This window comes from Guyparkeria sp., assembly GCF_046545975.1.
In the GTDB taxonomy this organism is placed as follows: domain Bacteria; phylum Pseudomonadota; class Gammaproteobacteria; order Halothiobacillales; family Halothiobacillaceae; genus Guyparkeria.
On record NZ_JBKGYT010000049.1, the window covers coordinates 1 to 13,627 of the forward strand.

Annotated in this window: 11 protein-coding genes; 7 read left to right on the plus strand and 4 right to left on the minus strand. The window is 67.3% G+C overall.

All coding sequences use genetic code 11. From position 1 onward, the window contains the following. Positions 1-1,749 (minus strand): Rne/Rng family ribonuclease (locus tag ACLFMY_RS06045; RefSeq protein ID WP_410763703.1); only part of this gene is annotated, 1,749 nt, incomplete at its 3' end. Positions 1,750-2,416: 667 nt separating this feature from the next. Here ACLFMY_RS06045 and ACLFMY_RS06050 point away from each other — a divergent pair. The 5 genes from ACLFMY_RS06050 (at position 2,417) to clpA (ending at position 8,176) form a co-directional block, all read left to right on the plus strand. After that, positions 2,417-3,484, plus strand: a complete 1,068-nt coding sequence (locus tag ACLFMY_RS06050) for an RluA family pseudouridine synthase (protein ID WP_410763704.1) — start codon at positions 2,417-2,419, stop codon at positions 3,482-3,484. 3 nt (positions 3,485-3,487) lie between these two features. Further along, positions 3,488-4,207: an HAD hydrolase-like protein gene (locus tag ACLFMY_RS06055; protein ID WP_410763706.1), complete on the plus strand. Its 720-nt coding sequence runs from the start codon at positions 3,488-3,490 to the stop codon at positions 4,205-4,207. Between the two features lie 31 nt (positions 4,208-4,238). Continuing rightward, the gene (locus tag ACLFMY_RS06060) at positions 4,239-5,312 is read left to right on the plus strand and encodes a S49 family peptidase (RefSeq protein WP_410763707.1); all 1,074 of its coding nucleotides are present in this window, start codon (positions 4,239-4,241) and stop codon (positions 5,310-5,312) included. Positions 5,313-5,342: 30 nt separating this feature from the next. Further along, on the plus strand, positions 5,343-5,744 hold the full coding sequence (gene clpS, locus ACLFMY_RS06065) for an ATP-dependent Clp protease adapter ClpS (RefSeq protein ID WP_410763708.1): 402 nt from the start codon (positions 5,343-5,345) through the stop codon (positions 5,742-5,744). A gap of 143 nt (positions 5,745-5,887) precedes the next feature. Beyond that, positions 5,888-8,176: an ATP-dependent Clp protease ATP-binding subunit ClpA gene (gene clpA, locus ACLFMY_RS06070; RefSeq protein ID WP_410763709.1), complete on the plus strand. Its 2,289-nt coding sequence runs from the start codon at positions 5,888-5,890 to the stop codon at positions 8,174-8,176. A gap of 182 nt (positions 8,177-8,358) precedes the next feature. Here clpA and infA read toward each other — a convergent pair whose 3' ends face one another. Beyond that, positions 8,359-8,577, minus strand: coding sequence for a translation initiation factor IF-1 (infA, locus tag ACLFMY_RS06075; protein ID WP_410763710.1), 219 nt, complete (start codon positions 8,575-8,577; stop codon positions 8,359-8,361). 152 nt (positions 8,578-8,729) lie between these two features. Here infA and ACLFMY_RS06080 point away from each other — a divergent pair, with 152 nt between their 5' ends. Beyond that, entirely contained in the window at positions 8,730-9,320 is a 591-nt protein-coding gene (locus tag ACLFMY_RS06080) for a nitroreductase (protein WP_410763711.1), read from the plus strand. Between the two features lie 15 nt (positions 9,321-9,335). Here ACLFMY_RS06080 and ACLFMY_RS06085 read toward each other — a convergent pair whose 3' ends face one another. Continuing rightward, positions 9,336-10,556: a hypothetical protein gene (locus ACLFMY_RS06085; RefSeq protein WP_410763712.1), complete on the minus strand. Its 1,221-nt coding sequence runs from the start codon at positions 10,554-10,556 to the stop codon at positions 9,336-9,338. Between the two features lie 51 nt (positions 10,557-10,607). Next, positions 10,608-11,600, minus strand: a complete 993-nt coding sequence (locus ACLFMY_RS06090; protein ID WP_410763713.1) for a hypothetical protein — start codon at positions 11,598-11,600, stop codon at positions 10,608-10,610. Positions 11,601-11,941: 341 nt separating this feature from the next. On the opposite strand from ACLFMY_RS06090, the gene ACLFMY_RS06095 reads away from it, so the two are divergent. Then, positions 11,942-13,627, plus strand: a 1,686-nt coding sequence (locus ACLFMY_RS06095) for a glutamine--tRNA ligase/YqeY domain fusion protein (RefSeq protein ID WP_410763714.1), incomplete at its 3' end; no start/stop codon positions are given.

A 13,627-nucleotide genomic window follows, 5' to 3' on the forward strand; every position in this document is an offset into this window, starting at 1 on the left:
GCCGAACAACTGGCCGACCACGCGACGGAGCAACGAAACCGCACCGTTGGCCACCGCGGCCGGGCGCGCCGGTTCGGCCGCCGCCGGGGCAGCCGCGGCCTTCGCCACCGGCTTTTCCTCGTCCATCCGTGGCTTTTCCACGGCCGGCTGGGCGGGCCGCGGGATGGTCTGGACCGCGGCCTTTTCCGCCTGGCGGTGACGCGGCTCGTGGGTCGGGGTCTCCACGGTCAGCGGCTCGATCAATTGCTGGACGTCACGTCCCTTCGCCTCGGTATCGTCCGCGCGGACGCGCTGGATGTCGTAGTGCGGCGTCTCGAGGTTGATGTTCGGGATCAGCAGCAGATCGACGTTGTTGGCCCGCTCGATCTCGTTGATCTGGTCGCGCTTCTCGTTGAGCAGGTAGGTGGCCACGTCGATCGGCACCTGGGCGATCACCTGGCCGGTGTTGTCCTTCATCGCCTCGTCGACCAGCAGGCGCAGGATGGCGAGCGACAGCGACTCGACCGAGCGGATCACCCCCTGGCCGTTGCAGCGCGGGCACATGTGCTGGCTGGATTCCTCCAGCGAGGCGCGCAGGCGCTGGCGCGACATCTCCAGCAGGCCGAAGCGCGAGATGCGGCTGGTCTGGACCCGGGCGCGGTCGTACTTGAGCGAGTCGCGCAGGCGATTCTCCACCTCGCGCTGGTGCTTGGAGGAGTTCATGTCGATGAAATCGATCACGATCAGCCCGCCGAGGTCCCGCAGGCGCAGTTGCCGCGCGATCTCCTCGGCCGCCTCCAGGTTGGTGTTGAAGGCGGTGTCCTCGATGTCCTGACCCTTGGTGTTGCGCCCGGAGTTGATGTCCACCGCGGTCATCGCCTCGGCGACGTCGAACACCAGCTCGCCGCCCGAGGGCAGCGTGACATTGCGCTGGTAGGCCGACTCGATCTGGGCCTCGATCTGGTAGCGCGAGAACAGCGGGGTGGTGTCCTCGTAGAGCTTGATCTTCTCGGCCACCTTGGGCGTGACCATCTGGACGAAGTCCATGGCCTGCTGGTAGATGGTCGGCTCGTCGATCAGGATCTCGCCGATATCGTTGCGCATGTAGTCGCGCAGCGCCCGGATGATGAGATTGCTTTCCTGGTAGATCAGGAACGGCGCCGGGCGGCTCTCGGCCGCCTCGCGGATCGCGGTCCAGACCTGGACGAGGTAGTCGAGGTCCCACTGGAGTTCCTCGACGTCGCGGCCGACCCCGGCGGTGCGCACGATCAGTCCCATGCCTGCCGGCACGTTCAGCTGGGCGAGCGCGGCCTTGATCTCGGCGCGGTCATCGCCCTCGATGCGGCGCGAGACGCCGCCGGCCTTGGGGTTGTTGGGCATCACCACCAGGTAGCGCCCGGCCAGGCTGACCAGCGTGGTCAGGGCCGCGCCCTTGTTGCCGCGCTCTTCCTTCTCGACCTGGACGATCAGTTCCTGGCCTTCCTTGAGTGCGTCCTTGATGACCGGACGGCCCTTGTCGTCGACCGCCTTGGGGTCGAAGTACTCGGGCGAGATCTCCTTGAAGGGCAGGAACCCGTGGCGGTTGGCGCCGTAGTTGACGAAGACGGCCTCGAGGCTGGGCTCGATGCGCGTGATGGTGGCCTTGTAGATGTTGGCCTTCTTCTGCTCCCGTGACGGGGTCTCTATGTCGATGTCATAGAGGCGCTGCCCGTCGACGAGCGCAACGCGGATCTCCTCGGAGTGCGTTGCGTTGATCAGCATTCGTTTCATGAAAATGGTCTCGACGTTTCTGCACGAACCGCGGCAGGCCTTCGAAGGCGCCCGGCAGGTGACTTGACTTGATGGAAACGTCCCGATGCACCGGCTCTCGCCACGCCGCGACCCGCGAGGTCGCGAATGCCCGCGACATCGTCGGCAGCCGACCGAGCACCATCAGGGGGTACAGGGCGGCAAGCGGCAGGGAGAAAAGGCGGATAAGACGCATTGGATCTCGGGACGTGATACGCGTTGATCGTTCTTGCAACTGTGGACAAGCGGCAGTCCGAGGCGGGTCGTGCCCACCGGCACCCGTCACGGACAGTGGTCGGGCACCGGGTGCGGGCAAGCGGGGGTCTGGCGCAACACGCGCCGGCATTCGGACTCCCGGGCGCTCGCTGACTGCCGGTGGCATACGGCGACTGCCGTGCCACCTGACTTTTGCCACAGTGCGCTGATACTATCACACTCCGCGCGGCGCACCCCGGGTTCCTCCGATCGAACCCGGCTGGCCGCCGCGGCGGCCTCTTGCCGTTACCATGCCGCCCACGGGGCGAGATACCCGGAAGCGGGACGGGAACTCCTGTCCAGCAACCCGCGTCTGAGGTTCCCCGGCCGCGTGGCCCCCGCCAGTCCCGGCCGCGAGACCGCGCCGGCATTTCATCCATACCCGAAGAGCTCGATGACCGCCCGACGACACCCCGAGACCACCACGGCGCCCGCCGGCGACCATGCCCCCGCCGACCGTCCGCGCGTCAGGCTGGAGACCGTGGACGAACGCAGTGACGGTCAGCGGCTGGACAATTTCCTGCTGCGCGAGCTCGGCGCCCAGCACGACAAGCAGCCCCGCGCCCTTGTCTACCGGCTGATCCGCAAGGGCCAGGTGCGGGTGAACAAGAAGCGGGCAAAACCGCACCTGCGCCTGCATTCCGGCGACGTCGTGCGCATCCCGCCCGTGCGCGACCTGCGGGGCGACGCCTCGGCAGGCCGCACCCGGGCGACCATCCCCTCGGGCTGGCTCGAACGGGTCGAGTCGATGATCCGCCACGAGGACGAGGCGATGCTGGTCGTCGACAAGCCGGCCGGGCTCGCCGCGCACGCCGGCAGTGGCTACGACTTCGGCCTGATCGAGCTGTTGCGGGCCGCCCGGCCGGGGGCAGGCATGCTGGAACTGGCCCATCGCATCGACCGCGAGACCAGCGGCCTGATCGTGGTGGCGAAGAGCCGCCAGGCCCTGCTGGGGCTGCAGGAGGCCTTCCGCCCCGAGGGCGAGGCGAAGAAGACCTACCTCCTGGTCTGCCACGGGCACTGGCCGCGGGACCTCGTCTCGATCACCGCCCCGCTCCTCAAGGAACAGGGGGAAGGCCGCGCCCACCGCGTGACGGTAAACGAACGCCAGGGCAAGCCGGCCCGCACCGATTTCGACGTGCTCGCCCGGAATGCAGGGGAGCCTCGCGTATCGCTACTGCGCGCGACCCTGCACACCGGCCGCACCCACCAGATCCGGGTGCACTGCCGGCATGCCGGCCACCCCATCGTCGGCGACAGCAAGTACGGCGAGCGGGCGCGGGACCGCGGGCTGGGCGGCAGGCGCCCGGGATTGATGCTCCACGCCCACCGGCTGACCCTGACGCACCCGACCCACCGTGGTCGGCTGACGGTCACCAGCGAGCCGCCGGGCGAATGGGCCGGCGTGCTCGAATCGACCGGCCTGCCCTTGAATTCGATTCATTCGACCCGATCAAACTGAACCATGAACGACATCCCTGACTATACCCGCCGGCCCGAGCACCTGGCCGAACTGCCGCGACTGGTCATCTTCGACTGGGACGGCACGCTGGCCGATTCGACCGGCCGGATCGTTGCCGCCTTCCAGCGGTCGCTCGAGCAGCTGTCCCACCCGCCGCTCCCCGACGAGGCGATTCGCGGCATCATCGGCCTGTCGCTCGCCAACGCCATCGCGGAACTCCTGCCCGAGGCCGACGCCGGGTTCCACGACGCCTTGGCGACGGAATACCACCGGCAGTACTTCGCCATCGAGGAACCGGTCGCGCTGTACGACGCCGCCGAGGGCCTGCTCAAGGGGCTGGCCGAGGCCGGATGCCTGCTGGCGATCGCCACCGGCAAGTCGCGCCGCGGGCTCGACCGCGCGCTTGCGCAAACCGGGGCCGGCGACTACTTTCACTGCACCTGGACGGCCGAGGAAAGCCAGTCCAAGCCCCACCCGGCGATGGTCGAGGCCATCCTCGACTACACCGGAAGCCGCCCGGCGGAAGCCTGGATGGTGGGCGATACCGACTTCGACCTGCTCATGGGCCGCACCGCGGGCACCCACGCGATCGGCATCACCCACGGTGCCCACCCCCGCGAACGCCTGGCGGCCGCCCGTCCCGACTGGCTCGTCGACCACCTCGCCCAGCTGCACGACGCCGAGCGTGACGAGCCGGTCACGGTGACGAAAACGAGCGCCTGACTCCCAATCCATCGCAACCCGGACCACCCGCATGAACGAGCAGAAACCACCGGAAGACCTGCGCATCGACCCGCCCCACGCCAACGACTACACCCCCCGGGACCCGGTGGGCGACGACCCGTCGGGCCCGCGGGCGGAATCGGCGCCGGACAGGCCCGCCGACTGGGCCCGTGACGCCTTGCTCGACATGGCCCGTCACGGTCTGATCGAGCAGCGCCGCGCCCGGCGCTGGAAGGTGTTCTTCCGCTTCGTCTCCATCGCCCTGGTGGTCTGGTCGCTGACACTGGTCACGCTGCTGTTCACGGCCGGCGACCGCGATCCGCTCTCCCCCACGGAACCCGTGGCGGCCGTCATCGACATCACGGGCATGATCGCCGCCGGCGAGCCGACCAGCGCTCAACGGATCATCCCGGTGCTGGAAAAGGCCTTCGAGAAGGAGAAGATCAAGGGCATCGTCCTGCGGATGAACACCCCGGGCGGCAGCCCGGTGCAGTCGAGCGAGATCTACAACGCCATCAAGCGCCTGAAGGACGAGTACCCGGACAAGCCGATCTACGCGGTGGCCGAGGACATGAGTGCCTCCGGGGGCTACTTCATCGCCGCGGCGGCCGACGAGATCCACGCCAACCCTTCCTCGATCGTCGGCTCGATCGGCGTGCGCATGGACAGCTTCGGTTTCGTCGACGCCATGGAGAAGCTGGGCATCGAGCGCCGCCTGCTCACCGCCGGCGAGAACAAGGCCCTGGGCGACCCGTTCAGCCCCGCCGACACGGAGCAGATGAACTACCTGCGCGGCGTGCTCGACGAGATCCACGAGCAGTTCATCGCCGCGGTCAAGCAAGGCCGGGGCGACCGGCTGGCCGACGACCCCGAGCTGTTCTCCGGCCTGTTCTTTACCGGCGAGACGGCGCGGGAAAAGGGTCTGATCGACGGCTTCGACAGTGTCGATACCGTGATCCGCGAACGGATCGGCGTCGAGGACAGCATCGACATGACCCCGCGCCGCAACCGGCTCGAATCCCTGCTGGGTGCCACGGCCGCCGAGTTCGGCGGGGCACTCACGGGCTTGTCCTCGCAACCTGCCGTCCCCATGATGCTCCCATGACGGCAGGCAAGGCGCGTTAGACTGTCGACCATGAAGGCAGAAACCACAGTGTTCAGCGGCCCCGCGGGGGAACCCCGGGAGCTGTTCTCCGGTCCCATACCGGAGACGGCCGGCCAGCCGCACACGACCCACCGGCCCGCCGAGGCCGAAGAGGCCAGCGAACAGATCCTCAGCGACGAGCCACCCATGTACCGGGTGCTGCTGCTAAACGACGACTTCACCCCCATGGATTTCGTCGTGCAGGTCCTGATGCAGCTGTTCGGCATGACCTTCGACCAGGCGAACGTCGTCATGCTCGAGGTGCATCACAACGGCCGGGGCGTGTGCGGCGAGTTCACGCGCGAGATTGCCGAGACCCGTGTCGGCCAGGTCAACCAGATCGCCCGCGAACACGAGTACCCGCTGATGTGCGTCATGGAGCGCGCCGAATAGGAAACGCCCCGGATTGTCCGGGTTTTCCCCTCACGCCGTGCAGAGACTGTCGGTCAGGCATATGATCGTCAGACAGACACCGGATCCGCGCCCGCAGTGAAACACGGTGCGGACCATCCAAGACAGACCGGAGGAGTGGATCGGTGCTCAGCAAGTCCCTCGAAACCACATTGAGTCGCGTGTTCGACCGCGCGCGGCGACAGAACTACGAATTCGTCACCCTCGAGAGCCTGCTGCACACGCTGCTCGAGGACCCCGACGCGCGCATGGTGCTCGAGGGTTGCAACGCCAACATCTCGCAGCTCGCCATGGACCTCGAGGCGCATATCCGCCGTACCACGCCGCGCATCCCGGAGAACGACCCGCGCGAGACCCAGCCGACGCTGGGCTTCCAGCGCGTGCTGCAACGTGCCGTGATGCAGGTGCAGGCCGCCCAGCGCAACGAGGTCTCCGGCGCGCACGTGCTCGCGGCGATCTTCGGCGAGCAGGACGCCCATGCCGTGCACCTGCTGCACAAGGCCGGCGTGACGCGGCTGGACGTGATCAACTTCATCTCGCACGGCCCCGAGACCGACGAGAGCGGCATCGACGACGAGGAGCCGTCGGTCGGTGACGAGGCCCAGGAAAGCAGCGAGGAACAGCCCGCCGACGAGAATGCCTTCGAGAACTTCGCCGTCAACCTGAACAAGCAGGCGGCCGAGGGCAAGATCGATCCGCTGATCGGCCGGACGGCCGAGGTCGAGCGTGTCCAGCAGGTCCTTTCCCGTCGCCGCAAGAACAACCCGCTGCTGGTCGGCGAGGCCGGCGTGGGCAAGACGGCCATCGCCGAGGGCCTGGCGCGCAAGATCGTCGACGGCGAGGTGCCCGAGGTCCTCTCGCAAGCCACCATCTACGCACTGGATCTCGGCGCGCTGGTCGCGGGGACCAAGTACCGCGGCGACTTCGAGAAGCGCCTGAAGATCGTGCTCAAGAAGGTCCGCTCGGTGCCCGACGCGATCCTGTTCATCGACGAGATCCATACCCTGATCGGGGCCGGCTCGGCCTCGGGCGGCTCGATGGATGCCTCCAACCTGATCAAGCCGGCGCTGGCCTCTGGCGAACTGCGCTGCATCGGCTCGACCACCCACCAGGAGTACCGCAGCATCTTCGAGAAGGACGCGGCGCTGACCCGCCGCTTCCAGAAGATCGACGTGCCCGAGCCGTCCGAGGACGAGACCATCGACATCATCCGTGGCCTGCGCGAGGGCTACGAGAAGCACCACGGCGTGGTCTACAGTGACGAGGCGATCGAGGCGGCGGTGCGGCTCTCCAACCGCCACATCAACGATCGCCACCTCCCGGACAAGGCGATCGACGTGATCGACGAGGTGGGCGCGCAGTACCGGCTGCTCCATCCGCAGCCGGAAGACAACCGCATCACCGCGGCCGACATCGAGCGCGTGGTCGCCCGCATCGCCCGCATTCCCGAGCGCAGCGTATCCACCTCCGACCGGGAGGTGCTACGGAACCTCGACCGCAACCTCAAGATGGTGGTGTTCGGCCAGGACGAGGCCATCGACCAGATCACCACGGCCATCCGGCTGGCGCGCTCGGGGCTGCGCCCGGACAACAAGCCGATCGGCTCGTATCTCTTCGCCGGGCCGACCGGCGTGGGCAAGACCGAGGTATCCAAGCAGCTTGCCCGCCTGCTCGGCATCGAGCTGGTGCGCTTCGACATGTCGGAGTACATGGAACGCCACAGCGTCTCGAGGCTGATCGGCGCCCCGCCGGGCTACGTCGGCTTCGACGAGGGCGGCCTGCTCACCGAGAAGATCCACAAGAATCCGCACGCGGTGCTGCTGCTCGACGAGATCGAGAAGGCGCACCCGGACGTGTTCAACGTGCTGCTGCAGGTGATGGACAACGGTGCGCTGACGGACACCAACGGCCGGACGGTCGATTTCCGCCACGTGATCCTGATCATGACGTCCAACATGGGCGCCGAGGAAATGGCGAAGAACACCATGGGGTTCGTCGCCCAGGACATCGGCTCGAGTGGCATGGAGGCGATCAAGCGCGGCTTCACGCCCGAGTTCCGCAACCGGCTGGATGCCATCATCCAGTTCCAGTCGCTCGGCACCCGGCAGGTGGCCAACGTGGTCGACAAGCTGCTGCTGGAACTCGAGCAGCAACTCGAGGCCAACCACGTCACCATGCAGGTCGACGAGGACGTGCGCCAGTGGCTGGGGGAGAAGGGTTACGACGCCGTACTCGGCGCCCGGCCGATGGCCCGCCTGATCCAGGACCGGCTCAAGCGCCCGCTGGCCGAGCAGATGCTGTTCGGCGACCTGGCCGATGGCGGGCTGGCGCGGTTCGATCTCAAGGATGGCGAACCGGTGCTGACCACCACGCCCGCTTCGGAATCGGTGGCCGAGGAGTCCTCGACCGCCTGACGGGCGACGAGGCGCGTCGACCCTGCCCGTTCAACGGCGCCTCGATTCGGGGCGCCGTTTTCGTCGGGCACAGCCATGCGCACCCGCCCGTGGCAACGGCAGGGCGAGACGGATCAACCGATGGGAACGAACCGGCCTGCTCGGTCGAGCGGCTTACGATTCGTACAGGCCTTCCCTGGGGTTCAGCGAGAGCGGAAGGAGATGCGACCCTTGGTCAGGTCGTAGGGGGTCAACTGCACGGTGACCTTGTCGCCGGTCAGGATGCGGATGTAGTTCTTGCGCATGCGCCCGGAAATGTGGGCGGTCACGACGTGGCCGTTTTCCAGTTCCACCCGGAACATGGTGTTCGGCAGGGTGTCGATCACGGTGCCCTGCATCTCGATGTAATCTTCTTTTGCCATAAATCCTCTAGCCGATTGAAATGGTGCGTGATTATCGACGAAAAACCCGGGTTAGCCAAGGATGGCGGCCCGAAACACGCGATATCCTCGCCGATCGCGGCGCAAAACACACGCGAAAATCGTCACCCGTTCACTCATAGGCCCGAATTCCGATGAATCAAGACCCACGCCTTCTCGAGGCACTGTTCGATCGCCGCTCCACCCCGCCGAAGTGCCTTGCCGCCCCGGCTCCCGACGACGAGACCCTGCAGCGGATCCTGCAGGCGGCCGAGAGCGCCCCGGACCATGGCGGGCTGCACCCCTGGCGCTTCCTGGTCATCCGGGGCCCGGCGCTCGACCGCTTGGGCGAGGTATTCGTCGAGGCCTACCGCCAGCGCGTGCCGGACGCGACCGACGCGGCCTGCGAGCGCGAGCGCGAGCGCGCCCTGCGCCCGCCGCTGATCGTCGCGGCGATCGCGCGCACCGAGCCGGGACACGAGAAGATCCCCGAAATCGAACAGCTGCTCTCCGCCGGTATCGCCACCCACCAGGTGGTGCTGGCTACCGAGGCGCTGGGCTTCGGCGTGGTCTGGCTGACCGGGCCGCGAGCCTACGACCCGCAGGTGATGCGCGCGCTCGGGCTGGACGAGAACGAGACGCTGATCGGGCTGATCAACATCGGCTCGCGAACCGAGGACGCGCCGAAATCACCCAGGAAGCGGGGCACCGCCACGCTGGAGTTCTGGACCGGTCCCCGGGACTGAACGCCCGCCCCTCCCTCAGGCCGGGGCGCGCGTCACGATGCGATCGTAGGGATCGCCCGCGCCGATGGCGTGGGTCTGCTCGACCGACCAGTAGCCCTTCGGGTCGTTGAAGGTCTTCATGTAGAGATCCTCGTTGAGCCCCGGGCGCTCGCGGATGTCGATCTTCCACAGCAGGTGGGCGATGCCGCGCACCGCACCCATGGCGAGGAACGACATCTGCCGTTCGCTGTCGTCGGCCGGGTACAGCCGGCGGTAGCCGACCCCCTCGTAGGAGTTGTACACGCGGATCACCAGCTCGCGGCCCGGCTCGACGCGCTCGACACGCCAGGTGCCCCAGCCGAGCGCGTTGATCACGGCGACGATGCCGTGCACCCAGTCACTGACGTCGCGGCACATGGGCCGGACGGCCTGGTCCCAGGCCTCGCTCTCCATGATGCCGCCCAGCGTGTTGAAGGCGCAGACGTGGCCGGCCTGGACGAAGGCCTCGCGGGCCATGTCCGAGGGCACGCCGATGGCCACCATCCGCCGGTAGATCTCGTAGCTGATGAAGTTGTAGTAGTCGGCGTAGTGGAAGGTCAGCCCGACGCCAAAGGCCTCGACCAGCCCGTTGCCACCCTCTTCCGGCGGCTTGCCGAACAGCTCCAGGCCGGAGACGGCATCGATCACGGCCTGCTCGTCGACACCGCTGTCGGTCACGCGGCATTCGGGGAAGTCGAAGCGCGCCGGCGGCTCGACCAGCGGGTCCGGGTGGCGAAACGGGCTGGGCAGCGGGTCGACCGATCCGCGCAACTCGAAGCGGTCGGTGCTTCCGCCGGCGTGGCGGCACTGCACCTCGACCGCCTCGCGGCCGGTCATGCCGCTGATGAAGCCGGCGTCGAACAGGCAGCTCGGCTGCGGCCGCCCGTGGTGGTAGGTCAACTCGCCGTAGTGCGAGCGCTCGGCCTCGAAGGTGTCGTCATCGATCCTCTTCAGGATGCCGAAGCCGCAGAGCGTGTACTCCTCGAGCAGCTGCGCCTCCGAGTAGCCGCGCTCGCGGCGCAGGTGCTCGGCGATCGCGCGGGCGGCGTCCTGGAGCAGGCGATTGGGTTCGAAGCCCTCCTCGATGCCCTCGCCAAGCTGCACCGCCATCTGCAGGTGGGCGTTGTAGTGATTGCAATGGAATACGTGACTCAGACCGCCCAGTCGGGCCAGTCCCTTGTCCGGTTCGACGTCGATACCCATGACTCGCTTTGCCATCCTTTCTGCCTGTTTTGATTCTGCACGAAACCCCGGGATCCCCGGGTCCGGTCATTTCCGGCCGATCGCCCCGATCCCGATGAACGAATCGAGATCCTCGAAGTACAGCCCGTATTCCTCGCGGAGGAATTCGGCCAGCTGGTCCATCTCCGCCTCGGTCAGCCTGACCCGCCCGCCCCGCACCTTCACGCGCATGTCGGTGAGCAGCTTCTCGCAGTAGTGCTGGATCTCGCTGGGTGCCTTGGGATGGTATCCCAGCTGGGCGCGCTGCCGAGTGATCGCCATGACCATGTCGTTGACGTGGAAATTGAAGTTGCGCCGCCGGAACAGGCGGTCGACCCAGGACAGCTTGCGCGGCTCCTGGCGGGCCCGTTCCCGGCCACGCTCGATCAGCGGGCCCATGCCGCCTTCCAGGCGCACGTCGAACTGCTCGGCAAGGATATCCTCGAGCGCGGCCACGTCCTGCGGGGAGACCTCGATCCAGGCCTCGTCGAAGCTCAGCCGGCGCCGCCGGAGGATGGCGAACCGCACGCTCACGCGCACGATCACCACGGCCGGCTCGATCGGCAACTGACGGCCGCGGCGCCGCACCTGGTTGATCGCGGTGAAGAAGTCGACCATGTAAAGCCGTTCGGCGGGCTCGTCCTCCGACTCGGCGGACACGGGCGGTACGGAGGCCGGCCTAGCCGCCGCGGGTCTGTCCGGGCTCGACGCGGGGGCTTGATTTGCCGTGTGCTTGGGCGACCTGGCCGCCGCGGGTTCGGCCGCCCCGTCGTCGAGCATGCGCTCGAAGTTCGCCAGGCGCTCGACGGTGTAGCCGGTGTTGAACAGCTCGCTGATCGCGCGCGCGATGGCCGCCAGCTGTTCCTCGTCGACCTCCACCGGTCCGTGCGGCGGCAGGCGTTCGAAGCCCCCGACCGACAGCCGGATGTTCACCCGCACCCGCATGACCGAAAGCTCGACCTGCGGCAGCCCCGCCAGCCGCCGCTCGGCGTTGATCTCGTGGAACACCTGATCGATGTCGAGAATACCGTGCCCTTCCATGATCCAAGCCCGTCTGTCTGAAAAAGAAACCAATGAATCATATTAGCCTTACATTAATTTTACAAAAAGCCTCAGTGTTTCAGTAGGTAATACCGGGCATCTCCCGCGTTTATTTTCACCAGGTCAACGGGTTAGCGAGCATCGTGGACGCCGTGGGCACCCGCGGCGGGTCCGGACGCAGGGCGGCGAGCGGCGGGGGAGGCCCCGTCCGGGCGGCAATCCCGTCCTTGAGCCAGACACGGGGCGGGCCGGCGTCGGCGGACGGATTCGCCCGGAAGCGCGGTGCTCGGGACACATTTTTCGTACAATGCCCGCTTTCCATTCAACGCAATCGAGCCCCCATGTCCGATTCCAACGAGCCTGTCAGCCACTTCATCCGCAACCGCATCGATGCCGACTGTGAGAAGGGGACCTACGGTGGCCGCGTGACCACGCGCTTCCCGCCGGAGCCCAACGGCTACCTGCACTTCGGGCATGCCAAGAGCATCTTCCTCAACTTCGGCCTGGCCCGCGACTACGACGGCATCTGCCACCTGCGCTTCGACGACACCAACCCGGTCAAGGAAGAGCAGGCCTATGTCGATGCCATCCGCGAGGACATCGAGTGGCTGGGCTTTCGTGATGCCGACCACGAGCACTTCGCCTCCGACTACTTCGAGACGCTCTACCAGGGGGCGGTCGCGCTGGTGAAGGCGGGACTGGCCTACGTCGATTCGCAGTCGGCCGAGCAAATGCGCGCCAACCGCGGCACGCTCACCGAGCCGGGCACGAACAGCCCCTTCCGCGAGCGCAGCATCGAGGAGAACCTGGACCTGTTCACCCGCATGCGCAATGGTGAATTCGAGGACGGCGCGCACATCCTGCGGGCGAAGATCGACATGGCCTCGCCGAACCTCAACATGCGCGACCCGGCCATCTACCGTATCCGCCACGCGCATCACCACCGCACCGGCGACGACTGGCCGATCTACCCGATGTACGACTACGCGCACTGCGTGTCGGATGCCATCGAGGGGGTCACCCATTCGCTGTGCACGCTGGAGTTCGAGGATCACCGCCCGCTGTACGACTGGTTCATCGACAAGCTCGCGGACCTCGCCTTCTTCGAGCGCCCGCTGCCGCAGCAGATCGAGTTCTCGCGCCTGAATCTCACCTACATGCCGCTGTCCAAGCGCAAACTGATCCAGCTGGTCGAGGGCGGGCATGTCGACGGCTGGGACGACCCGCGCATGCCGACGCTCAAGGGCGCGCGCCGCCGCGGCTTCACCCCGGCGGGCTTCAAGCTGTTCACCGACCGCATCGGCGTCTCCAAGTCCGACAGCCTGATCGACTACGGCGTGCTCGAGGACTGCATGCGCGAGACGTTGAACGAGTCGGCCGAGCGCCGCATCGGCGTGCTCGACCCGTTGAAGCTCGTCCTGGTGAACTTCCCCGAGGACCACGAGGAGACCTGTTTCGCCCCCAACCACCCGCAGAAGCCGGACTGGGGCAAGCGCGAGGTCACCCTCACCCGCGAGCTGTGGATCGAGCGCGGCGACTTCGCCCTCGACCCGCCGAAGAAGTACTTCCGCCTGAAACCCGACGGCGAGGTGCGCCTGCGCTACGGCTTCATCATCAAGCACGTCGGCCACGACGTGGACGAGGCGGGCAATGTCACCTGCGTCTACGCCGAGTACGACCCGGACACCAAGTCCGGCACGCCGGGCGCCGACGCCCGCAAGGTCAAGGGCAACATCCACTGGCTCTCGGCGCGCGAGGCGATCGAGACGGAGATCCGCCAGTACGACCGGCTGTTCAACGTCCCGGCGCCGGGGGCGCGGCGCGAGGGCGACGAGCCGGAGATCGAGCGCGACTTCCTCGACGACCTCAACCCCGACTCGATCCACACCCTGACCGCCTTTATCGAGGCCGGGGCGGCGAACGCCGAGCCCGAGTCGATCTACCAGTTCGAGCGCCACGGCTACTTCGTCGCCGACCAGAAGGAGCACGTACCCGGCCAGCGCCCGGTCTTCAACCGGGCCGTGACC